Genomic DNA, 21,301 nt, shown 5'->3' with positions numbered 1-21,301 from the left:
ACACTTCTGTCGGCGGTCAAACAAAAGTCTGCTGATCGCCGCCTTCCTCTGAGTGCATCCTCAGACTCGGAACGGCCGACCCCGCCGCTCCGGTCGCGGTCACTTCACACCGCCGGCCGCGAGCCCGGTGACGAGATGGCGCTGCACGAGCGCAAACCCGATGAGCACCGGCAGCGAGACGACGATCGACGCCGCCATCAGCTCGTTCCACAGCACCGTTGTGCTGCTCGCGTAGGCCTGCAGACCGATGGGCAGCGTCCGCGTCGCGTTGTTCGTGAGCACGGAGGCGAACAGCACCTCACCCCAGGCGGAGATGAAGCAGAACACGGCGACCGCGATGATCCCCGGTTTCGCGACGGGGATGATGACACGGACGAGCGCACCGACGCGCCCGGTCCCATCGATCATCGCGGCTTCCTCGAGTTCATGAGGGATGGCCTGGAAGTACCCGCTCAACATCCAGATGGAGAACGGCAGCGTGAACGTCATGTAGGTGATGATCAGCCCGAGGAACGACCCGTTCAGTTGCAGGCCGACCGCACGTTGCACCTGGGTGAAGATCAGGAACAACGGGAGGAGGAACAGGATCCCGGGGAACATCTGCGTGGAGAGCACCACGAGCCCGAACGCCCGCCGCCCGCGGAAGTGCAGTCGGGCCATGGCGTACGCCGCCAGGATCGCGATGGCGACGGACAGCACGGTCGACGCCGTGGTGACGATGAGGCTGTTGGTGAAGTACTGCAGCAGCGGCACGGTCCGCCAGATGTCGATGTACGGCTCGACGGTGAGGACGCTCGGCACCCAGGTGAACAGTCCGCGGACGTCGCCGAGTGGCTTGAGCGAGGTGCTGACGATGACGTACAACGGCAGCACGACGAACGCGGCGAGGAGCGTGAGCACCACCCGGCGCAACCAGATGAAACCGATGGATTCACGCACGATCCTGTCCTTTCGGGAGCACGAGTCGGACGTAGACGACCGACGCGAGGAACAGGACGATGAGCAGGAGCACGCTCATGGCGCTGCCGAGTCCGAAGTTCCAATTGACGAACGAGTGCTCGTAGATGAGCGGCGAGATGAGACGGGCGGACTCCGGCGCACCGGCCCCGAACAGCACAAACGGAACGTTGAACTGATTGAACAGCCACAAGCCCATCACGAGCAGCATGATGGTGTTGGCGGGCCGGACCATCGGCAGCGTGACAGCGGTGAACCGACGCCAGGTGGATGCGCCGTCCAGCGCAGCGGCTTCGTACACGTCGTCCGGCACGTTCTGCAGCGCGGCGAGGAGCATCAGGAACGCGAACGGCCACATCTGCCAGACGGACACCACCACGAGCACGATGAATGCGTTGTCACCGATGAGCCAGAACGGTCGGTCGGCGAGCAGGTGGAGGTCGTCGACGAGAAGACGATTCACCACACCGTCCCGCTGATCGAACATAAACGCCCAGGCGATGGTGCCGACGTACGCCGGCAGCGCATATGGCACGAGGAAGAGCGTCCGCAGGACGGCTCTCCCCCGCACCTTCGAGGTGAGGAACACCGCGCCGGCCATCCCGAGCACCCATGAGCATCCGAGCACGATGAGCACGTAGACCAGTGTTCGGAAGAACGCACTGTAGAGCTCGCTGCCGATGGGCCCGTCCGGACTCAGCCCGGCGATGAAGTTGCCGATCCCGACGAAGGGAGCCTGCACCCAATTGCGGATGTTGAGTTGGTTGAGCGAGGTGAATGCGATCCACGATCCGAGCAGCATGGGCACGATGTGGATGAGCAGTTCCGCCGCGACGGCCGGCAGCACGAGCCAGTAGGCGAGGAGTTGGAGGCGGCGACGACGCGGGATGCGCACCCGCCCGACACTCACATCGGCATCGGTTGTTCGAGTGTCCATCAGCGGCTCATCCGGCTGCAGAGAGCTGGCTCTGCGCATCGGCGAGCGCTGCCTTGACCTCTGCGGGGCCGACGGTTCCACCGGTGGCGGCCTTCGCGAGCAGCGACTTCACGGCCGTCCCGATGAGCGTCTCCGCCTGCCCCGTCCGGCTGTCGAGCGGGAATGGTTCGGCATGGTCGGCGAGGATGTCCTGCGAGACGCCGATGCTCGGGTCGGCGGCTTCAAGCGAACCGTCTGCGTACGCCTCGGTGGTGACGGGAAGCACCATGTATGCACCGGTCAGCGTCTGCTGTTCCGCCGGACTCGTGAGGAAGTCGATGAACTTGAACGACTCGTCCTGATGGGTCGAATCCTGGAAGACACTCACATTGGTGCCGGCGACGTGGGTGCCGATGGGCCGCCCACCGGCCGGGAGCGGGTCGATGACGGGCACCTCGGCGAGCGCCCAATCGGTGAACCCGGCGAGCTCGAACTGCGCGCGAGGGCTCTGCACGATGATCGTGGCGGCTTTCCCGTCGATGAAGTCCTGCACGGAGTCCGCACTGAGCTCGCTCTCGGCGTCTGCCGGCGACGCCACACCGTCTGTGCCGAGGAGGTCCACGTAGGTGCCGACCGCCTCGACCATGCCCGGTGAGTCCAGCTGCGGCGTCCCGTCGGCAGCGAACCAGTCTGCTCCGTACTGCTGACCGAGGATGAACGCGAAGTGCGCGCCGCTTGTGACCGCGCCGCCGATGAGCGTCGTCCCCCACTGATCGATCGCGCCGTCGCCGTCCGTGTCGACGGTGAGCCGTTTGGCGTCGGCGACGAACTCCTGCCAGGTGCTCGGCGGGCCGTCGATTCCGGCGGCTGCGAGCAGCTTGGGGTTGTAGTACAGCCCGTATGACATGGCGTAGAGCGGCACGGAGGTCGGCGCCTGGCCGGGCTTGCCCGCCGCAGCCCACGATGACGGGATGAAGCGCTCGGAACCGCCGATGGATTCGAGGACGTCGCCCTCGAACGGGACGAATGCTCCCGTCTCCTGCAGTGTGACGGCCCAGGTGTTGCCGATGTTGAGGACGTGGGGGCCTTCCCCGCTGCTGACGGCGGCGAGGATCTTGCTGTACAGATCCGCCCAGGGGATGACCTCCAGCTCGACCTCGATGCCGGTCTGCTCCGTGAACCGTTCGATGGATTCTCCGAGGATCCGTTGATCCTCCTCGATCGTGGTGCCCTGGTTGGTGGCCCAATAGGTGAGCGTGACCGGGCCGCCGGCGTCAGCTGCGCACCCCACGAGCCCGAGCGCGAGGCCCGCCACGCCCACCATGGCCGTTCCGATGACACGCGGTGACGCCCTGCGGGCGAGGCGCGATGCGCTCCGATTGAGAGTTGCTGCGTTCTTCATTGATGCGTTCCCTCCGTTGCGACTGACCGAGCAGTTGATGACTCAACACTCGATGGAATAATGCATATGTACCTCATGCATTTCTACATAGTACGACGCTTGTGCCCACGAGCGGACAAAAGATTGGCAAAATGTGGACAACTTTGTGAATCCGCGCGCTGTGAGCGAGGATCGACGAACCGCGCACGACGACACGACGAGAGACGAGGCCCCCATGCCCCCGACCCAGCCAGTTCCCACCGGCGTCGGCGACGTGTTCCAGCTCTTCCGTGACGGCCGCCCCCGCACCAAGGCAGAACTCACGCGGGTGACCGGCCTCGCCAGATCGACGATCTCCTCACGCGTCGACGCCCTCCTCGCGGCCGGACTCCTCCGCCCGGACGGCGAGGCCGCATCCTCGGGCGGCAGGCCCCCGGCGACGATCGCGTTCAACCCCGCTGCCCGCATCGTCATCGCCGCCGACCTCGGCGCCAGCCACGGCCTCGTCGCCGTGTGCGACCTCGCCGGCACGGTCCTCGCGAGCGTCCGCGCCGACATCGCGATCGCCGAGGGGCCGGAGACGGTGCTCAGCTGGGTCGTCGATGCTGCGCTCGACTGCCTGCAGCGCTCCGGCCGGACCCTCGACGAGGTCGTCGGGACCGGCATCGGCGTCCCGGGCCCCGTCGAGCATTCGACCGGCAAGCCCGCAAAACCGCCGATCATGCCCGGCTGGGACGCGTTCGACGTGCCGGCCTTCGTCACCGAGCGCCTCGGCGGTCCCGTGCTCGTCGACAACGATGTGAACGTCCTCGCCCTCGGCGAGCGGGCGACCGTCTGGCCGGAGATCGACGACCTCGTCTTCCTCAAGGTCGCGACCGGCATCGGCGCAGGCATCATCAGCGGCGGTCGCCTGCAGCGGGGCGCCCAGGGCACGGCCGGCGACATCGGCCACGTGCAGGTCCCTTACTCCCGCGACTCGCCTCGCGATGCCGGGGACGAACGCGATCTCGAAGCCGTCGCAGGCGGGACGGCCCTCGCGGCGAGCCTCCACACCGACGCGGACCCCGTACGCACCAGTGCAGACGTCGTGGCCCGGCTGAACGCCGGCGACCATCTGGCCGTGGACCTCGTCCGTCAGGCCGGACGAGAGGTCGGAGAGGTCCTCGCCACGACCGTCAACCTCCTGAACCCGTCGGTCATCGTGATCGGCGGCAGCATCGGCATCGCCGGCGAGCATCTCCTGGCCGGCGTCCGCGAGGTCGTCTACCGGCGCTCGATCCCGCTCGCCACGCAGAATCTCGCCATCGTGCAGTCCCGCTCCGGCGGACTCGGCGGCGCGATCGGCGCAGCACATCTCGTGATCGAGCACGCGCTGGCCCCGCACGGCGTCGACGCCCTCGTCTCGGTGACGGCTGCCGACTGAGCAGGCGTCCCGACCGAACACCACGATCCCGACCGAACACGGGCGGTCCCGACCGAACACCACGATCCCGACACCCGCATCCGTGGCGTCGAAGCCGTCGCACCTGCGGGAGAATGGACAGGTGAACACCGCCCTGCTCTCCCGGATCGTCGCCGATTCCAGCGACCGGGTCGCCTGGTTGCGCGCCAGGTCGCGGGGCATCACGGCAACAGACGTCGCGAAGCTCTCGACCCCCGGATCCATCCTCACTGCGGCCGACGCCAAGCTCGGCGGCACCGGGTTCACCGGCAACGCCTACACGGATCACGGCCGGGCGCGTGAGCCGGAGATCGCCCGCTGGGTCGCCGCGACGCACGGCATCAACCCGTCCTCGGCGTTGTTCCGCGCGGAGGTGGAGCACCGTCATCTGGCCACCCCCGACGGGCTGGTGGTGACCGAGTCCGGCTCCGTCCTCCTCTCGGAGATCAAGACCACCACGAAGGCGTGGCGGAGCATCCCCCGCAACTACCTCCGGCAGGTGTGGTGGCAGCAGTACGTGCTGGGCGCCGAGCGCACCCTCGTGGTGTGGGAGGAGCACAACGACTTCGTACCGGTCGGCGAGGAACCGCTGTGCCGGTGGGTGGACCGTGACGATGCGGAGATCGCGAATCTCGTCCGGCTGGCCAACTCACTGATCGACGAGCTGCACCGCCGGACGACGCGCGACCGATAGCACCGGAGCCCTGCCCCGCGCGGACTGTTCGGGCGCGAGCACTTCCGCGAAGCCGTACCAGACCAGCCAGGCGAGAGCCACGGTCATCGCGACGAACTCGAGCCAGCTGCCGACCTGCACCCCGATCTCGGCGAGCGACAACAGCCCGCCGGCGCCCGCGACGAGGGCGACGAGCCCGCCGGCCGTCCACGACCCGGCCCGCACGATCCGCACGGGTGATCGCAGGGCCGCGACCCCCATCGCGATGCAGGCGAGCGCGAATCCGAGCACCGCGACGATGATGTGGACGGCATCCTGCACGGTGAACGCGGCGCTTCCCGGAATGGGGCACTCGTACGTGCAGGTCACCTGCGACGCGGTGAAGAAGCACACGCTCGACGCGGCGATGAGCACCCACGGCGCGATGACCGCGCCACCGGCGACGCCACCCGCGACCCCTGCCCGCCGCATCGAGATCGCCAGGCTCAACCCGCCGACCGCCACCATGAGCAGCGCAGCGTTGAACACGGGGGCCGTGACCTCGCCCGTGCTGCCGAGGCCGCTCACGTAGCTGTTCTTGTGCAGACTGAAGCGCGCTCCCCAGATCATGACCGTGGCGATGGCGATGAGCACACCGCCGATCACCGCGAACGTCAGGGCGGACCGGTCGACTCCGCGCGCGCCGTTCACAACCATGCTCTCCACGCTGCCACGCGTCTCGTCGGCCCGCATCCTACGCGCGGATGATCCGCGTACGGCTCAACCACACGACGGCCACGCCCATCAGTCCGATGAACCCGGCGATCGCGATGATGTACACGGCGACCGGGCCGTATCCGCCGAGGTTCGCGGGGTTCAGGAACGGATACGGGTACCACCCCGTGATCGCGCCGCGGATCATCGTGTACACGGACCACACGAGCGGGAACGCGATGATGACCCACAGCGCCCGCCATTCGAGGCGCGACTTCCCCGGCGCGAGGATCCACACGAGCACAAGATAGATCGGCGCGATGAGGTGCAGCACCTCGTTGGACCAGCCGAGCGTCGTCCCCTGGTCGAGCGAGATGCTGCGCAACAGCAGGTTGTATACGACACCCGTCGTCGCCATGTAGGTGACGATGGACGCGAACGCCACGTTGAACCACGGCGGATCCTGCTTGTACCGGAACCCGAACCACGCGCCGACGATGAGCGCGATCGCCGCCAAAGCGTTCGACAGGATCGTGAAGTAGCTGAAGAAGTTCACGAGGAACATCGGGATGTCCGGCTGCCCGTAGTTCAGGCTGGTGATCAGTTGGCCGACGATCGCCGCGATGATGACACCGGCGGCGATGAGGCGGATGACACCGAAAAGTGCGCGCATCGTCACACTCTAGCGGGCACCTCCCGCGCGCAGATCGACAGATGTTGTCCCCCGAAGAGCGGGGTCCGTTCTCGCCCAATTGACACCGCTGTAACACCCTCGACTCATTGGCGGGATTCAATGGTGGACAGAGCCGATGCAGCGTCCGCTGCCTCGGGATCCAGTGCGACGATGGAGGAGCAACGATGCGTCACAGAGTCGGACACTCCTGGTCCACCACGGCCGTCGCAGAGCGTGCGCGGCCGGTTCCCGAAACGATGCGGGCGGCGGTCATCGATGCGACGGGGAGTCCTGAACTCTTCCGCATCGCCACGATCCCGACCCCGTCGAAGGTCAACGCCGAGTACCTCGTCAAGGTCGTAGCAGCCGGCATCAACCCGATCGATGCGAAGACGCGCGCCGGTCGCGGCGTCGCAGCCGCCATCCCCGGCTTCCCGTCGGTCCTCGGGTTCGACTTCAGCGGTGTCGTGCTGCAGGCGCCCTTCGAAGCCTCGGAGCTGCAGGCCGGCGACGAGGTCTACGGGATGACGAGCTTCCCGCGCACACCTGGCAGCTACGCGGAGTACGCGGTCGTGTCATCGCTCAGCCTCGCGAAGAAGCCGACGACGCTCTCGCACGTCGAGGCGGCCGGTGTGCCGCTCGCGGCGCTGACGGCGTGGGGCATGGTCGTGGACGTCGCGAAGGCGCACGAGGGCCAGCGCATCCTCATCCACGCTGGGAGCGGTGGCGTCGGGCACTTCGCGGTGCAGTTCGCCCGGTATTTCGGGGCGCATGTCACGGCGACGGGGTCGACCCGGAATCTCCCCTGGTTGCGTGAGCTCGGTGCGGCGGACACGGTCGATCACACGACGACGCGGTTCGAGGACGTCGTGCGGCAGGTCGATGTGGTGATCGACCTCATCGGGAACGTCCTCGATGACACGGGGTCGCGTTCGCTCTCCGTCCTCCGGCCCGGCGGCCTCATCGTCAACGCGCCGACGGGCAGTTGGCCGACGTTCATCGATGAGGCTCACGATGCCGGGGTGCGGGCGACGACGTACAAGGTCGCTCCGGACGGTGGAACGCTCGACACGATCAGCCGGCTCCTCGAATCCGGCGACGTGCGGGTGTTCGTCGATCAGATCTTCGACCTCGACGCCGTCTCCGCGGCCCACACGGCGCTCGAGACCGGGCATGCCCGCGGCAAGATCGTCCTCAAGGTCGCCGAGGGCTGATCCTCGCCCCGGGAGAGCGTCTGATCGCGCCGGGTCGGCAAGAAGCACACCACGGATGCGGCGAAGACCGAGGCCCTCACCATCCCTCGAGTAGGTTGCGCGTCGATGAGCGGCCGTTCGGGCGAGCTGGATCGTAGGTCTGCCAGGCGAGCAGTACCGCACCGGCGAGCGTGACGACCACGATGGGCCACACCGCGAACCGGTAGCCGCTGACGGCCACCAGAACAGCGACCGCCAGTCCGAAGACCAGCACCGTCACCCCGGCCGCGACCGCCGGCGCCAACGGCGACCGTGCGACGAGGGAGACGATCTTCCGCACAAGATGGCCGAGCCCGAGTGCGATGCTCCCGGCGATCACCCCGAAGATGCTCGCGATCAGGATGATGACCGGAACGAAGGACAGCTGGCTCAGGCGGTTCGGGCCGCTGGAGAGGACCACGTCCAGGATGACCGGCAGCAACGCGGTCAGATTCGCCGCGATCACTCCGGCGAGGGACGCCTGGAAGCACTGCGCCGGCCACGCGACCCGGCGTCGAAGCGGCTTCGGCATGATCATGTCCATCCGCTCACTGTAGAGGCGGAAGCGGGGCGACGCCCATCGGACGCCGCCCCGCGATCCATCCGCCTACTTGGGGTCGGTCAGGATCTGGTACGAGTCGCCGTAGGTCTTCCACTTCAGCGGGACGTTCAGATCGAGGTTGCCGGCCTTCAGGAAGGTCCGCTGCTCGGTGTCGATCCGGCTCGTGTCGTCGTGCGCGTCCTCCTCCTTCATGATCGTGGTGCGCAGGTCGAGGAACGCGTTGAGGTACGCCGTCTCGTTGCCGCCCTGCGCCGGCGTCTTCGCCTTCGCGAGCGCCGCAGCGCGGATGCCGCCGAAGCTCGACCGGTCGGTGCCAGGGCCGTGCATCACGATGGCGTCGTAGTAGATGAACTGGCCGAGCGTGCGCAGCCCGTCTGCCTTCGCCTGGGCGACGGCGGGGTTGAAGTAGACGCGGTCGCGTTCGCTGTCCTGGGTGGTCTTGAAGACCGTGTCCTTCGCGGCCGTCTTCCAGTCGGCGACGAATGCGTTGCCGAGCCCGGTGTGCGAGGCGCTTCCGTTCACCTTCTTCAACGCGGGGATGTACTTCGCCAGCACGTTGCCGGGCCTGGCCGCCGTGTACGCCTGGACCAGCTCGAGCATGTCGCCCGTGCCGCTCGTGAACCCGATGATGCCGCCGGTGTATCCGCGGTCGTCGCCGATGTCCTCGATGTACGCGTATTGCGCCTTCCAGTTGAGCGAAGAATTCTCCGCACTGGAGACGAGCTGCATCGCGATCTCCTTCTTCGACGGCGTGTCCAGGCCGGCGGACGATGCCGCGCTGGCCGGCTGAACGACGCCGATGGTCAAGATCGCTGCGGCGAACGCCGCGGCCAATCCGATTCGAACTCTCATGAATGGTCCTAACCCGGGTCCATTGCTCCCGATGACGAGTACTGCACACGGCCTCGTGCCGGCTCGCGTATCGTAACCTTAAACAACCTTTATAGAAAAGACCTTTCTAGTTAATTGACACGGTGGTCCCCACCGGTCTGGGAAACGGTATCCGGGATGTCTACGATGAATGACAGGGTGCGCGAACGGCGGCTCTCAACGGTTGGAGTTCGCTCGTGGTGACGTCGCAGGAGGGTGGGACCACCGCCTGGCTCCGAGCACGCAACGACCGGACGGCGTTGCGGGTGCTCATCGAACAGGGCCCCCTCACCCGCACCCGGCTCGGACAGCTCACCGGGGTCACGAAGCCGACCGCGACGCAGATGATCGAACGCCTCCAGCGGGCCGGACTCATCACCGGAGCCGGACGTGTGCAGAACACGCGCGGACCGAGCGCCGAGAGCTACCGCGTCCGTGCGGAATGGGTCACGGGCGTCGCGGTGAGCATCACGGCCGAGCGGGTCGAATCGGTCCTCGTCGACGTCGCGGGTGGACAGTATCCGGTCTCGTCGGTCGAGCGCCCGCGGGTGCGTGAGCAGGAGCGCTCGCCCGAGCACACCCACGAGCGTGCGCACGGCCCGGCTCAAGCTCTGGAAGACCTCCCGACGCACGACGCACGAACGCCGGAGCAGATCGTCCTCGACGCCATCGAAGCCGCGTGCGAAGCCGCCGGTGTGGCGAGTTCCAACGTGCGTTCGGTCGTCGTCGGCGTCCAGGCGGCCGTCGCAGACGACTCGGATGCGCTCACGCTCGGCAGCGGCCTCGACGGTTGGCCGGAGCGCGGCGCCAGAACCCGGATCAGCGAGGCGTTGGGCATCGACGTCGTCCTCGAGAACGACGTCAATCTGGCGACGATGGCGGAACGCGCTGTCGGCGCCGGTGCCGAGCCGAGCAGTTTCGTCCTGCTCTGGCTGGGCGTCGGCATCGGCATCGGCATCGATCTGCGTGGGGCGGTGCACCGCGGATCGAACGGGAGCGCCGGAGAGATCGGGTACCTCCCCATCCCAACGGATGTCGGGGAGCCGGATGACGTCGACGTGACGGACCTGCTCGGCGGCGTGACCGTCCTCGGACTGCTCGGGCTCCCGCACGATGCCGATTACGCGGCGCACGTCGGCTCTGTGAGCGGGAACACCGGCGTCCTGGAGGTCCTGGCCGAGCGGATCGTGCTCGCGCTGGAGCCCGTCCAGGCCGTCCTGGACCCGGCGATGGTGGTCCTCGGCGGTCCGACGGGACGCGCCGGCGGCGAGATGCTGGCCTCGCTCGTCACGGCACGCATGCGCGACACCGTCCCGAACGCTCCCCTCATCGTGCCGAGCGGCGTCGCCGAGAACGGTGTGCTCGTCGGAGGCCAACACGTCCTGCGCGCGTTCCTGCAGGAACGGCTGGAGGCCGAGATCCCATCGGAGTAGGCACCCGGCGAGCCGAGCCGTGAGACGGCGGACCGACGACTCAGTGCGCGTCGTCCATCCCGGTCTGATGCACCGAGGCGCCCTGGCATCCGGCGTCCTGCCATCGGTACGTGCCCACCCAGTCGCCGTCGAGGGCGACCTTTGCGGCGTTCGGTCGACCATCCGCTCCGAAGGCCGCGTCCGACTGGATGCCGCCCAGACCGTCGCCGGCATTGAACGTCCACGCGTACCAGAATCCCTGCTTCGCCATGCACACGGCCGTGAGCTGCTGCTGCGTCGACCAGATCTCCGGCGTCGGGAAGGTGGTCTGCGGGATGACGATGCTGGCGGGGTCGGTCCTCGCGTCGTACCAGCCGGCCGGCGTCCGGGAGAAGTCCACACCATCGACGTCGGTCGGAACGACCGGGGCGACGCTCGGCAGATTCGCCTTCGCCGTCTCCAGCGTCTGCGCGAGACGGTCCGACTCGTCCTGCCGCTCCGCGAAGACGGCCCCGCCGCCGAGACCCGCGTACACAGCCCCGCCGACGACCACCACCAGTCCCGTGACGGCGATCCCGAGTGCGATGCCGCGCCGCAGACTCCCGGTCCCGAGACTCACGCGATCGGTCCGGTCGTCGTCGGCACCCTGTCGCCGACCCGACCACTGGACGGAGCCTTCCTCGGAGCCGGCCACCACCAGACGGCGGCACCCGCGAACAGCAGCACCAGACCTGCGCCCGTCCCGAACGTCACCAGGTCGATCGGGCTGAATCCCCACGCACCTGGCGCCGAACGGTAGGCGAGCGAGCCGACCGTCGCGCTCACCAGCACGAGGATCTGCACACTGAGATACACGACCGGGAGTGCGATTCCCGCCAACACGATCGCGCCGATGAACCGCGCTTGTTTCCAGAGCAACGCCCCGACGGCGCTGATCGCAACCACGGCCAACACCATCACCAACAGGTGGTGGCGTGGGATGTTCGGGATGTCGCCGATGACGAGCGCCCGCAGCACACGTACGAGCACAAACACGGCGAGTCCTGCGAGGCCGACACCGGCGGCGAACACCACGGCCGCGAGGACGTCGCCGACGCGTCTGGTGCCGACGGACATCGCGTCGGGCAATGGTGTGGCGCGCTGCTGTCTGGCGCGCCAGGCGAGGTCGGCCGGTGCGCCGCGGAGTGCGCGGGTCAGCATGTCGCGTTTGACCTGTTTCGACGGCGTCCCCGTCTCGTCGGCCCAGGTGGCGTGCTCGTGCAGATCGGATGCGATCTCGTCGCGTCGCGCAGCAGCGACATCCGGCGCCAGGTCCCGCGTGTACCAGCTGCACCAGCCGAGCACGCGCTTGCTCGCCGCGCGGTAGTGCTCGCTGCGGAGCACGCTCATGCCGGACTCGCCCCTGGGATGCGCACGGCGGCGCTGCGCTGTTCCTCGGCCAACCGCTGATGTTCGCGCATTCGGGCCACCTCACCCTCGCCGGTGACTCGGTAGAGGCGTCGACGCGGGCGCCCCTCCTGCTCTGCGAACGCGGGATCCTCCCAATCGGCCTCGATGAGACCGGCTTCCGTCATCCGTGACAAGGCTTTGTACAACGTCCCGTGGGCGATGAGGGCGTCCCCGCCTCCGGCCGACAGATGTTTGGCGAGCAGGAAGCCGTAGAAGCTGCCCTCCTGGCTCTGGAGGACGATGCCGCTGTCGAGGATGTCGAGTTCGAGGGGGAACAGCGTTCCGGGGCGGCGTCTGGGCATACCCCAGCATAGGAATATACGTTCCCACCGGTCAAACCCGTTCTGTCGCGCCTCCCCGCCGCGCAGTTGTCGAGCATAACTCCTTCAATCTGCACGTCGCCGATCGGAGACCCCCGGAATTCCGGGGCGGCGTCCGATGCGACCGACGGATCGAAGGAGTTATGCTCGACGACCCGATGCGGGACCGCCTGACGTCAGCCCCAAAAAACGGCACCGGCTCAGCCCACCGGGAAAGTCTCAGTCCACCGGAAAGGTCTAGTCCACCGGGACCGCCTCAGCCCACCGGGACCGCCCCCGTCCACCCGGAACGCCGAAGGGCCCCACGGCGTACCGTGAGGCCCTTGGTACTCAGAATCTGAGCAGCAGTGCTTAGAAGACGTTGACGTCCAGCGGGATGCCGGGGCCGAACGTGGTCGACACGGCGCCCTTCTGGATGTAACGGCCCTTCGAGGAGGACGGCTTCAGACGCACGATCTCTTCGAGAGCTGCGTTGATGTTCTCCTCGAGCTGCGAAGCATCGAACGACGCCTTGCCGACGACGAAGTGCACGTTGGCGTGCTTGTCGACGCGGAACTCGATCTTTCCGCCCTTGATGTCGGAAACGGCCTTGGCCACATCCGGCGTCACGGTGCCCGTCTTGGGGTTCGGCATGAGGCCACGGGGTCCGAGGACCTTACCGAGACGACCGACCTTGCCCATGAGCTCGGGGGTGGAGACTGCCGAGTCGAACGAGGTGTAGCCGCCGGCCACCTTCTCGATGAGCTCGTCGCCGCCGACCTCGTCAGCGCCGGCAGCGATCGCGGCTTCAGCAGCCGGACCCGTTGCGAACACGATGACGCGGGCGGTCTTACCCGTTCCGTGCGGGAGGATGACCGTTCCACGGACCATCTGGTCCGCCTTGCGCGGGTCGACACCGAGCTTGAGGGCGACCTCGACGGTGCTGTTGAACTTCGCGGAACCAGTCTCCTTGGCGAGGGCGACCGCTTCGTTGGGGGTGTAGTACTTGTCAGCCTCGATCTTCTCGGCTGCGGCCCGGTAGGCCTTCGACTTCGTTGCCATTTGTTTCTCCTGTGAGAATGTGGTCATCTGCGCCTGGCAGGCGCTGCCACGAATGATTAGGGAAGGGCGCGAGCCCTGAACTGATCGGGGTGATTAGCCCTCGACGGTGATGCCCATGGAACGGGCGGTGCCGGCGATGATCTTCGAGGCGGCCTCGATGTCGTTCGAGTTCAGGTCGGGAGCCTTCTGCTCGGCGATCTGACGGACCTGCTCCTTGGTGAGCTTCGCGACCTTGACGGTGTGCGGGGTTCCGGAACCCTTGGCGACGCCGGCAGCCTTCTTGATGAGCTCCGCAGCAGGCGGGGTCTTCAGGATGAAGGTGAACGAACGGTCCTCGTAGACGGTGATCTCAACGGGGATGACGTTGCCGCGCTGCGACTCGGTCGCTGCGTTGTACGCCTTGCAGAATTCCATGATGTTGACGCCGTGCTGACCAAGGGCGGGGCCGATGGGGGGAGCAGGGTTTGCGGCGCCGGCCTGGATCTGCAGCTTGATCAGACCCGTAACCTTCTTCTTCGGTGCCATGTTTCTTCCTTCTTTGTGGGTTCGAGTGCCATCGGATGATGGGCGCTCTCCCGCGCGCCCGGTGGGCGGCGGTGGTTCGAGAAAACTTGGGGTGCTCGGTTAGAGCTTGGTGACCTGGTCGAAGCTGAGCTCGACCGGGGTCTCGCGCTCGAACAGGGAGACGAGGACGGTGAGCTTGCCGCTCTCCGGCTTGATCTCGCTGATCGATCCGGGGAGGCCGGCGAACGAGCCTTCCTTGATCGTGATGGTCTCGCCGATCTCGAAGTCGACCTCGGCGGGGATGACGCGAGCCTGTGTCGCACTGCCCTTGGCAGCACCCTTGGCCGGAGCCGTCTCCTTGACCTCGACGAGGCTCTTCAGCATGTTGAAGGACTCTTCGAAGCGGAGCGGCGTGGGGTTGTGGGCGTTGCCCACGAAGCCCGTGACGCCGGGGGTGTGTCGGACGACCGACCAGCTGTCCTCGTTGAGGTCCATGCGGACGAGCACGTAGCCGGGGATGCGGACGCGCGTGACCATCTTGCGCTGGCCGTTCTTGATCTCGACGACGTCTTCCATGGGCACTTCGACCTGGTAGATGTAGTCGGCGACTTCGAGCGTGGACTTGCGCTGCTCGATGTTGGCCTTGACCTTGCGCTCGAAGCCGGCGTAGGAGTGGATGACGTACCACTTGCCGGGGAGGAAGCGGAGTTCCTTGCGGAACGCGTCGTAGGGGTCTTCCTCGACGGGCTCTTCCTCTTCTTCGGTGATCGCTTCTGCAGCGGCTTCGACCTCGGAGGCTTCGTCGATCTCGAGTGCGTCGTCGACGACGGCGTCGGCCTCTGGGTCGACGGCTTCAGCCATTGCGTCCAGAACGGCGTCGAGGTCGACTTCGTCTGCGTTCTCGTCTTCGACGTGGAGTGCGTTGTGCTCAGCGGGGTCGACGGAGTGTTCGTCGGCTGCGAGTACGTTGCCCTCCTGGGCTTCGTCGTCCTCCGAGGACTGCTCAGCAGCGGTCGCCCAGTCGACGTCGTTCACGTTTCGCTCAGACACTGAATTCCATTCCATTTCATTTGTGCGCCCGGTGAATCGTCCGGGTGCTGCACCGTTGACGGTGCGAGGCGGCGAGGCCGCCTTCTTCGATTGTGAGCCGCGTTAGCCGGCGCTCGGCACACCGAACACGAGCGTGACGACCCAGGCGAACACGAGGTCGATGCCGTAGACGAGCGCCATCATGATGACGACGAAGACGAGCACAACACCCGTGTAGCTGAGGAGCTCTTTGCGCGTCGGGGTGACGACCTTCTTGAGTTCGGCCACCACCTGCTTCAGGAACAGGATGATCCCCGCGAAGAAGCCACGCCGTTCGGCGCGCTCTGCCTTCGCCGTGACGACGACGTCCTCACCGGGCGTCTCGCTTGTCTTCGGGGCCACTCGTTACACCTTTCGTGTGCCGGCACTATTCATGTCGACTCGCAGGGCGGACAGGACTTGAACCTGCAACCTGCGGTTTTGGAGACCGCTGCTCTACCAATTGAGCCACCGCCCTTCAGCACGTGGAGTGTGCTGCAGGGGCTGAAACCTTCCGGCCCCTCTGTCCGGTATCTCACGAGCGAACCAGTGAAAATAGGCGCAAAAAAGCATGGCAGGTTTCAACTACCTCCTTCAAGTGTACGGCACACGAGGGCAGGTGTAAAACGCTGCCGACGAACCACTCGCACTTGCCAGGAACGCGGTACGGATTTCCCAGCCCAGGAGGAAGTTCTGGGACTCAGATCTCGTGCGAGAGTTCCTCGTCGAGTTCGTCGCGCGCACGGTCGTTGTGGGCATCGGCGGCGTACGTCGGCTCGTCGATCCCACGACTCCAGTAGCCGATGATGAGCTGCTCGCGCCGGTCGAAACCGATGCCGAGGCGCAGGTGCACACGGATCGCACGGACCGTCTCGGACTCGGCGCCGACCCACACGCGCACGGTCTCGGAGGCGGTCGGGAAGTCCAGAAGTTCGACGGCGTCCGTCAGGAGGGTGGTCGAACCCGGGGCTTCGCCGTCGCGGTGCAACCAGCGGACCTCGAAGCCCTCAGGCGCCTGGAGCGCCTGCTCCTCTGCAGCGTCGGCGACCTCGATGATCGCGATGCCGCGCTGCTCTGGGTCGAATCCCTCGATCATCGCCGCGATTGCAGGGAGGGCGGTCTCGTCCCCGACGAGCAGCTTCCAGCTCGCATCGCCGATGAGGTTGCCTCCGCCGCCGAGGACACCGATCGCGTCGCCGATGGAGGCTCCGCCGGCCCAGGAGCCGGCCACGCCGCCGCCGTGGAGCACGAACTCGACGTCGAATTCACCGGCCGCGTCGTCGATGCTGCGGATCGTGAAGCTGCGGACGCGCTCACGGGCGCCAGCGCGCCAGACATAGCTGCCGTACACGCGTTTCGGGAGTTCGAGCGGCGCGCCGCCCGCCTCGGGGAAGAACAGTTTGACGTTGGGCTCGCGGTGCGGTTCGGCGAGGTACACGGCGGCGCCGGGGCCGCCGAAGGTCACGCGCCGCAGCCGGGGCGTGACGTCGACCACCCGCGTGACGACGATCTCCTGAGGCAATTGCTGTTCGGTCATGGTTTGAGCATAGGCTCACCTAACCCGCTCGTGCACACCCGTTTCCCGCAGTCGCCGCAGCGCGTCGATCCGCCGGTCGGTGACACCGGAATAGCGGGCCGGACGCCCGAGTTCAGCCGCGGTGCTTGAGGGCCGCGTCAGCCTGCTTCGCGGCTTGCTTCGCGACCTTCTGACCTTCCTTGACGGCGCGCTTGCGGATCTTCTTGACCTGCGGGTCGTTCCAGACGGATTGAGCGATCCCCCGGAGCTCCCGATACCGCGCCCGACCAGCCTTGGCCCCGAGCACGTACGCGGTGACCCCGACCGCGATGATGAGTATCCAGCGGAACGTTTTCGACATCGGTCGATCCCCTCTCGTTCTGGCGTCGCTCGCAGACGTTCCGTCGAGCAGCCACCTCATGCACGCTACGTCGCGCCCCGATCGGCCGCCAGCGATTGACAAGACCCGCGCGGCCTGGCAAGCACTGGATTCTCGAGACGATGCTGGCGCTTCGGAAAGAGTGACTGTATAGTCACTCACATGGTCCGATCGAACTCCATCCTCTCCACCGCCGAGGTGCGCGTCCCACTCGTCACCGCGAGCGCGATCGAGGAATTCGCCCGCGGCGGCTACCACGGGACGACCGTCGCGGACGTCGCGCGGGCATCGAGCATCTCCCCCGCCTACGTGTTCAAACTCTTCCCGGGCAAGGAGCGACTCTTCGTCGCGGCTCTCGAAGAATGCTTCGCGCGCATCGAGCAGGCCCTCGCCGACGGCGCCGACGCGGCGGAGGACCAGACGCCGGACGCCATCCTGTATGCGATGGGCGACGCCTACGCGGACCTCATCCGGGACCGCTCGCTCCTCATCCTCCAGGTCCACGCCCAGTCCGTCGCGGACATCCCGGAGGTCGGCGACGCGCTGCGCCGCGGACTCGGCCGCATCACGACGTTCACCAAGTCCCGCTCCGGCGGCAGCGATGAAGCCGTGCAGCGCTTCATCGCCTACGGCCAGCTCTGCCACCTCATCGTGACGGTCCGCACCGACGACGTCCCGGAGGAGTGGGCGCGGATCCTCGCGCTCGGCATCCGTCACCCCGAGTAGTCGACCCCGCCGCTCCTTCTCCCCACAATCCACTCCGTGAGGTGCACGCCTCCACGCCTCACGGAGTGAGTGACCAGTCACTCATGCCGCGCCCCCACGCCGGTCCCTGAGCTCGTCGAAGGGCCCCAACACCGGTCCCTGAGCTTGTCGAAGGGCCCACCCCCGCATCCCGCACCCGCACATCCCACCCACCCAGAAAGGACTCGACACCATGAACACCACCACACCCACCACATCGACCACACCCACCCCGCCCACACCCCGCAGCACCAGGCGATGGGCGGCCCTCGCCGTCCTCGCCCTCGCCCAGTTCCTCGTCGTCCTCGACGCGTCGATCGTGAACATCGCGCTCCCGGTGATCGGCGAGCACCTCGACATGGACACCACGACGCTCGCGTGGGTCATCACCGCGTACGTCCTCCCCTTCGGCGGGCTCCTCCTCCTCGGCGGCCGCCTCGCGGACCGCTACGGACACCGGCGGCTGTTCCTCATCGGCACGGCCGGATTCGTCGCCGCATCGGCGATGGCCGGCCTCTCGGTCACGAGCGGGATGCTGCTCGGCGCCCGCGCCCTGCAGGGAGCATCCGCGGCGCTCCTCGCCCCTGCCGCACTCGCCCTCGTCACCCACCTCTTCCCGCTTGCGAAGGACCGGGTGAAAGCGCTCGGGATCTGGGGAGCCGTCGCAGGCATCGGCTCGGCCGCAGGAGTCCTGCTCGGCGGCATCCTGACGGCGACCCTCGGCTGGGAGGCCGTCTTCTTCGTCAATGTGCCCGTCGGCGCCGTGGTGCTCATCGCCATCCCGATGCTCGTCACCCGCGACCTGCCGGCCGCCCGAACCCGCCTCGACTACGCGGGAGCTGCGACCGTCACTGGCTCGCTCGTGAGCTTCGTCGGTGCGCTCAGCAGCGCGGAACGACTCGGATTCCTCCACCCGCTGACGCTCGGACTGTTCGTCGCAGCCGTGGTCCTCGGCGCAGCATTCATCGTGATCCAGCGCCGGACGGAGCAGCCGCTCGTCCCGCTCGGCGTCTTCCGCAACCGCAACCTCAGCATCGGCAACGTCGTGGTGCTCCTCGTCGGAGCCGGTATGGTCGCGCTGTTCTTCGCGCTGTCGGTCTACCTGCAGGCGGTGCTCCACTACGACGCGCTCACGGCGGGCCTCTCGCAGCTGCCACTCGCCGGAGCGCTTGTCCTGGTCGCGGGTGTCGTGCCCTCGATCGTCGCCCGGATCGGCACGAAGACGACCCTCATCGCATCCCTCCTCGTGCTCGCCGGCGGTCTCGTCTGGCTCTCGATGTCGCCGGCCGACGCCGGCTTCGTCGCCGACATCCTCGGCCCGAGCCTGCTCATCGGCATCGGGATCGGCGGGGCGCTCGTCACGGCGACCCAGGTCTCCGTCGATGGCGTCGACGGCGGGGAATCCGGTCTGGCCGGCGGTCTCGTGAACACGAGTCAGCAGATCGGCGGTGCGCTCGGCATCGCGGTGCTGTCGTCGATCGCCGCGGCGAGGACGGGCGCACTCGAAGCGGCCGGCGCATCGACCGGTGTCGCGATGACGGCCGGATTCTCGCTCGTCTTCCTCGGAGCCGCCGGTTTGACGGTCCTCGGCGCGCTGACCGCGACGCTGCTCCGCACCTCCACGGGCGACACCTCGCCCGCCACCGCGACGGTTCAGACGGGACAGGTGCAACAGGTGTGACAGGTCGGACAGGTGTGACAGGCAGGACGGATCGCGGGAGCGGCGCCGTCAGGCCGCTAACCCGGCGAGTGCGCGTCGAGGAACTCGTACACCTCGACCTGATCGACCCCGGGGAACGTGCCGGTGGGCAGGGCGGCGAGCAGGCTCGTCGGCGTCCTGGCCGCCGGCCACGACCGCCCGGCCCACCGCTCCGACAGCTCGGACGAGGCCCGTCGGCAGCAGGACTCGTCCGGGCAGCCGGACGTCGACCGATGCGCCGTCTCACGCCCGCGGAACCACTTCACATGAGCGAACGGCACACCGACACTGACCGAGTACTCGCCCTCCTTCGCCTTCTCGATGCGGGAGGTGCACCAGAACGACCCCGTCGCCATGTCCGTGTACTGATACCAGGGACTGAAGCGGTCCTCGATGTCGAACACCGTCCTCGCCGTCCAGTTCCGACACACGATGGACCCCTCCACCGCACCGAGCGCATCGGACGGGAACGTCACACCGTCGTTCTCGTACGCCTTGATGATCGTGCCGGACTCATGCACCTTCATGAAGTGCACCGGGAGGCCGAGATGCTTGGTCGCGAGGTTCGTGAAGCGATGCGCGGCCGTCTCGTAGGACACGGCGAACGCATCGCGAAGATCCTCCATCGAGATCCGACGCAGGTTCTTCGCCTCCGTGAGCGTCTTCACCGTGTCGCGCTCGGGAAGCAGGATCGCCGCCGTCAGATAGTTGGTCTCGACCCGCTGACGGAGGAAGTCCGCGTAGCTCTTCGGCTCCTCGTGCCCGCACAGATGACTCGCGAACGCCTGCAGGATGGGCGAACGGGAATCGCGCGAGGCCGACTGCTCGGTCGGCAGGTAGATGCGCCCGTTGCGGTGGTCGAGGACCGAGCGGGTGGAGTGCGGGAGGTCCCCGACGTAGTGCAGCGAGAAGCCCAGGTGCTGCGCCATGTCCGCGACCGTCTGCTGCGAGACCGGTCCGCCGGTGTGCCCGACGGCGTCGAGGAGATCACGGGCGACGACCTCGAGCTCTGGGAAGAAGTTGTCGTGGGCGCGCATCTCTGCACGCAGCTGCGCGTTGGCACGCCGAGCCTCCTCGGGTGTCGCCGCGCGTTCACGATGCAGCCGCGACACCTCGTTGTGCAGCGAGAGGATCGTGCGGAGGGTCTCGTCGGAGGTGCCCTTCGACACCCGGACCGGTTCGATGCCGAGGGAGGCAAAGACGGGACCCCGCTGTGCGCGCTCGACGGCGATCTCCAGCGCGTCGCGCTCGGTCGGCGGCTCGTCCTTCAGGAGGTCCTCGACACGGGTGCCGACGGCGGCGGCGATCGTACGCAGCATCGACAGCCCTGGTTCCCGGCGGCCGTTCTCGATGGCGGACACCTGCGAGGGGGCCCGGTCCATCGCGCGCCCCAGCTCGTCGAGGGTGAGGCCGGCGCGGAGGCGCGCTTCCCGGATGCGGCGGCCGAGGACGAGCGCATCGGCCTGCTCGTCGGGCGGCGCGTCGGCGTGCTGGTCGGGCCGCGCCTCGGGCCGCGCGCCCGACTCCGCCGGGGGCGTCCGGTGGGTTGCTCGCGTCACAGCATCGGTGCTGGTCATGCGGTCGATGCTGCCACGGGGCCGATCTTCTGGCAAACAGAACTTTCGTGATTCTTCTGCTGACCGATCCAGTTCCAGCGGGTCGAACCAGGCGCACGATCGATACCAGCACCACCGAACACCGGATCTTCCGCGATCTTACGCCGCAACACCGTTGCGACGAACCGCGCACCAGACGACAGGAGCACCCCGTG

23 protein-coding genes and 1 tRNA gene are annotated in these 21,301 nt (G+C 67.3%); 6 read left to right on the top strand and 18 right to left on the bottom strand.

Annotated features, from left to right (window positions below; genetic code table 11):
* Positions 1-99 precede the first annotated feature (99 nt).
* The 3 genes from ACL9RL_RS05465 to ACL9RL_RS05455 are packed head-to-tail and all read right to left on the bottom strand — an operon-like array spanning position 100 to position 3,275.
* Complete coding sequence (locus tag ACL9RL_RS05465) at positions 100-939, bottom strand: carbohydrate ABC transporter permease (RefSeq protein WP_422779194.1); 840 nt, start codon at positions 937-939, stop codon at positions 100-102.
* Positions 932-1,894 (bottom strand): carbohydrate ABC transporter permease, encoded by a 963-nt coding sequence (locus ACL9RL_RS05460; protein ID WP_422779193.1) that lies wholly within the window; start codon positions 1,892-1,894, stop codon positions 932-934. Before ACL9RL_RS05460 ends, ACL9RL_RS05465 begins: the two co-directional genes overlap by 8 nt.
* Before the next feature lie 7 nt (positions 1,895-1,901).
* Positions 1,902-3,275, bottom strand: coding sequence for an ABC transporter substrate-binding protein (locus tag ACL9RL_RS05455; protein ID WP_422779192.1), 1,374 nt, complete (start codon positions 3,273-3,275; stop codon positions 1,902-1,904).
* Positions 3,276-3,489: 214 nt separating this feature from the next.
* On the opposite strand from ACL9RL_RS05455, the gene ACL9RL_RS05450 reads away from it, so the two are divergent.
* Positions 3,490-4,677, top strand: coding sequence for an ROK family protein (locus ACL9RL_RS05450; RefSeq protein ID WP_422779191.1), 1,188 nt, complete (start codon positions 3,490-3,492; stop codon positions 4,675-4,677).
* Between the two features lie 121 nt (positions 4,678-4,798).
* Positions 4,799-5,389: a YqaJ viral recombinase family protein gene (locus ACL9RL_RS05445; RefSeq protein WP_422779190.1), complete on the top strand. Its 591-nt coding sequence runs from the start codon at positions 4,799-4,801 to the stop codon at positions 5,387-5,389.
* Here ACL9RL_RS05445 and ACL9RL_RS05440 read toward each other — a convergent pair.
* Complete coding sequence (locus tag ACL9RL_RS05440; RefSeq protein ID WP_422779189.1) at positions 5,345-6,064, bottom strand: DUF998 domain-containing protein; 720 nt, start codon at positions 6,062-6,064, stop codon at positions 5,345-5,347. The genes ACL9RL_RS05445 and ACL9RL_RS05440 overlap by 45 nt on opposite strands.
* A 37-nt stretch (positions 6,065-6,101) precedes the next feature.
* Positions 6,102-6,734 carry a Pr6Pr family membrane protein gene (locus ACL9RL_RS05435; RefSeq protein ID WP_422779188.1) on the bottom strand — a complete coding sequence of 211 codons (633 nt, stop codon included), beginning with the start codon at positions 6,732-6,734 and terminating at the stop codon, positions 6,102-6,104.
* Positions 6,735-6,919: 185 nt separating this feature from the next.
* Here ACL9RL_RS05435 and ACL9RL_RS05430 point away from each other — a divergent pair, with 185 nt between their 5' ends.
* Positions 6,920-7,948 carry an NADP-dependent oxidoreductase gene (locus tag ACL9RL_RS05430; RefSeq protein WP_422779187.1) on the top strand — a complete coding sequence of 343 codons (1,029 nt, stop codon included), beginning with the start codon at positions 6,920-6,922 and terminating at the stop codon, positions 7,946-7,948.
* Positions 7,949-8,024: 76 nt separating this feature from the next.
* On the opposite strand, the gene ACL9RL_RS05425 is transcribed toward ACL9RL_RS05430, so the two are convergent.
* Together ACL9RL_RS05425 and ACL9RL_RS05420 are read right to left on the bottom strand one after the other, a co-directional pair.
* Positions 8,025-8,510: a hypothetical protein gene (locus ACL9RL_RS05425; RefSeq protein WP_422779186.1), complete on the bottom strand. Its 486-nt coding sequence runs from the start codon at positions 8,508-8,510 to the stop codon at positions 8,025-8,027.
* A 63-nt stretch (positions 8,511-8,573) separates the two neighbouring features.
* Positions 8,574-9,380, bottom strand: coding sequence for a chitosanase (locus tag ACL9RL_RS05420; RefSeq protein ID WP_422779185.1), 807 nt, complete (start codon positions 9,378-9,380; stop codon positions 8,574-8,576).
* Between the two features lie 215 nt (positions 9,381-9,595).
* On the opposite strand from ACL9RL_RS05420, the gene ACL9RL_RS05415 reads away from it, so the two are divergent.
* Entirely contained in the window at positions 9,596-10,831 is a 1,236-nt protein-coding gene (locus ACL9RL_RS05415) for an ROK family protein (protein WP_422779184.1), read from the top strand.
* Positions 10,832-10,871: 40 nt separating this feature from the next.
* On the opposite strand, the gene ACL9RL_RS05410 is transcribed toward ACL9RL_RS05415, so the two are convergent.
* The 10 genes from ACL9RL_RS05410 to ACL9RL_RS05365 all read right to left on the bottom strand — a co-directional run bounded on the left by ACL9RL_RS05410 (position 10,872) and on the right by ACL9RL_RS05365 (position 17,069).
* Positions 10,872-11,429 (bottom strand): hypothetical protein, encoded by a 558-nt coding sequence (locus ACL9RL_RS05410; RefSeq protein WP_422779183.1) that lies wholly within the window; start codon positions 11,427-11,429, stop codon positions 10,872-10,874.
* A complete protein-coding gene (locus ACL9RL_RS05405; RefSeq protein WP_422779182.1) occupies positions 11,426-12,199 on the bottom strand; it encodes a hypothetical protein in 774 nt (257 codons plus the stop codon). Before ACL9RL_RS05405 ends, ACL9RL_RS05410 begins: the two co-directional genes overlap by 4 nt.
* Positions 12,196-12,561 (bottom strand): PadR family transcriptional regulator, encoded by a 366-nt coding sequence (locus ACL9RL_RS05400; protein WP_422779181.1) that lies wholly within the window; start codon positions 12,559-12,561, stop codon positions 12,196-12,198. Before ACL9RL_RS05400 ends, ACL9RL_RS05405 begins: the two co-directional genes overlap by 4 nt.
* A 369-nt stretch (positions 12,562-12,930) precedes the next feature.
* Positions 12,931-13,620: a 50S ribosomal protein L1 gene (gene rplA / locus ACL9RL_RS05395; protein ID WP_422779180.1), complete on the bottom strand. Its 690-nt coding sequence runs from the start codon at positions 13,618-13,620 to the stop codon at positions 12,931-12,933.
* Positions 13,621-13,713: 93 nt separating this feature from the next.
* Positions 13,714-14,145: a 50S ribosomal protein L11 gene (rplK, locus tag ACL9RL_RS05390; RefSeq protein ID WP_347870612.1), complete on the bottom strand. Its 432-nt coding sequence runs from the start codon at positions 14,143-14,145 to the stop codon at positions 13,714-13,716.
* Between the two features lie 99 nt (positions 14,146-14,244).
* A complete protein-coding gene (gene nusG, locus ACL9RL_RS05385) occupies positions 14,245-15,174 on the bottom strand; it encodes a transcription termination/antitermination protein NusG (RefSeq protein WP_422779179.1) in 930 nt (309 codons plus the stop codon).
* A 102-nt stretch (positions 15,175-15,276) separates the two neighbouring features.
* Positions 15,277-15,555 (bottom strand): preprotein translocase subunit SecE, encoded by a 279-nt coding sequence (gene secE / locus ACL9RL_RS05380; RefSeq protein ID WP_422779178.1) that lies wholly within the window; start codon positions 15,553-15,555, stop codon positions 15,277-15,279.
* 42 nt (positions 15,556-15,597) lie between these two features.
* Positions 15,598-15,670: transfer RNA gene (locus tag ACL9RL_RS05375), tRNA-Trp, on the bottom strand.
* A 222-nt stretch (positions 15,671-15,892) separates the two neighbouring features.
* Positions 15,893-16,729, bottom strand: a complete 837-nt coding sequence (locus ACL9RL_RS05370; protein ID WP_422779177.1) for a siderophore-interacting protein — start codon at positions 16,727-16,729, stop codon at positions 15,893-15,895.
* 112 nt (positions 16,730-16,841) lie between these two features.
* Positions 16,842-17,069 carry a hypothetical protein gene (locus ACL9RL_RS05365; protein ID WP_422779176.1) on the bottom strand — a complete coding sequence of 76 codons (228 nt, stop codon included), beginning with the start codon at positions 17,067-17,069 and terminating at the stop codon, positions 16,842-16,844.
* A gap of 180 nt (positions 17,070-17,249) precedes the next feature.
* On the opposite strand from ACL9RL_RS05365, the gene ACL9RL_RS05360 reads away from it, so the two are divergent.
* Positions 17,250-17,813: a TetR/AcrR family transcriptional regulator gene (locus tag ACL9RL_RS05360; RefSeq protein WP_422779175.1), complete on the top strand. Its 564-nt coding sequence runs from the start codon at positions 17,250-17,252 to the stop codon at positions 17,811-17,813.
* 211 nt (positions 17,814-18,024) lie between these two features.
* Complete coding sequence (locus ACL9RL_RS05355; protein ID WP_422779174.1) at positions 18,025-19,512, top strand: MFS transporter; 1,488 nt, start codon at positions 18,025-18,027, stop codon at positions 19,510-19,512.
* Between the two features lie 56 nt (positions 19,513-19,568).
* On the opposite strand, the gene ACL9RL_RS05350 is transcribed toward ACL9RL_RS05355, so the two are convergent.
* The gene (locus tag ACL9RL_RS05350) at positions 19,569-21,107 is read right to left on the bottom strand and encodes a helix-turn-helix domain-containing protein (protein WP_422779173.1); all 1,539 of its coding nucleotides are present in this window, start codon (positions 21,105-21,107) and stop codon (positions 19,569-19,571) included.
* Between the last annotated feature and the right edge of the window lie 194 nt (positions 21,108-21,301).

It is taken from the genome of Plantibacter sp. Mn2098 (assembly GCF_049319745.1).
Lineage (GTDB): Bacteria > Actinomycetota > Actinomycetes > Actinomycetales > Microbacteriaceae > Plantibacter.
This window is presented reverse-complemented; position numbering and strand designations above follow the sequence as displayed.

Coding starts and splice junctions, on each gene's coding strand:
- ACL9RL_RS05460 (WP_422779193.1), bottom strand. CDS start 1,894: ATGGACACTCGAACAACCGATGCCGATGTGAGTGTCGGGCGGGTGCGC.
- ACL9RL_RS05455 (WP_422779192.1), bottom strand. CDS start 3,275: ATGAAGAACGCAGCAACTCTCAATCGGAGCGCATCGCGCCTCGCCCGC.
- ACL9RL_RS05450 (WP_422779191.1), top strand. CDS start 3,490: ATGCCCCCGACCCAGCCAGTTCCCACCGGCGTCGGCGACGTGTTCCAG.
- ACL9RL_RS05440 (WP_422779189.1), bottom strand. CDS start 6,064: ATGGTTGTGAACGGCGCGCGCGGAGTCGACCGGTCCGCCCTGACGTTC.
- ACL9RL_RS05435 (WP_422779188.1), bottom strand. CDS start 6,734: ATGCGCGCACTTTTCGGTGTCATCCGCCTCATCGCCGCCGGTGTCATC.
- ACL9RL_RS05430 (WP_422779187.1), top strand. CDS start 6,920: ATGCGTCACAGAGTCGGACACTCCTGGTCCACCACGGCCGTCGCAGAG.
- ACL9RL_RS05425 (WP_422779186.1), bottom strand. CDS start 8,510: ATGGACATGATCATGCCGAAGCCGCTTCGACGCCGGGTCGCGTGGCCG.
- ACL9RL_RS05420 (WP_422779185.1), bottom strand. CDS start 9,380: ATGAGAGTTCGAATCGGATTGGCCGCGGCGTTCGCCGCAGCGATCTTG.
- ACL9RL_RS05405 (WP_422779182.1), bottom strand. CDS start 12,199: ATGAGCGTGCTCCGCAGCGAGCACTACCGCGCGGCGAGCAAGCGCGTG.
- ACL9RL_RS05400 (WP_422779181.1), bottom strand. CDS start 12,561: ATGCCCAGACGCCGCCCCGGAACGCTGTTCCCCCTCGAACTCGACATC.
- rplA (WP_422779180.1), bottom strand. CDS start 13,620: ATGGCAACGAAGTCGAAGGCCTACCGGGCCGCAGCCGAGAAGATCGAG.
- rplK (WP_347870612.1), bottom strand. CDS start 14,145: ATGGCACCGAAGAAGAAGGTTACGGGTCTGATCAAGCTGCAGATCCAG.
- ACL9RL_RS05370 (WP_422779177.1), bottom strand. CDS start 16,729: ATGACCGAACAGCAATTGCCTCAGGAGATCGTCGTCACGCGGGTGGTC.
- ACL9RL_RS05365 (WP_422779176.1), bottom strand. CDS start 17,069: ATGTCGAAAACGTTCCGCTGGATACTCATCATCGCGGTCGGGGTCACC.
- ACL9RL_RS05360 (WP_422779175.1), top strand. CDS start 17,250: ATGGTCCGATCGAACTCCATCCTCTCCACCGCCGAGGTGCGCGTCCCA.
- ACL9RL_RS05355 (WP_422779174.1), top strand. CDS start 18,025: ATGAACACCACCACACCCACCACATCGACCACACCCACCCCGCCCACA.
- ACL9RL_RS05350 (WP_422779173.1), bottom strand. CDS start 21,107: ATGACCAGCACCGATGCTGTGACGCGAGCAACCCACCGGACGCCCCCG.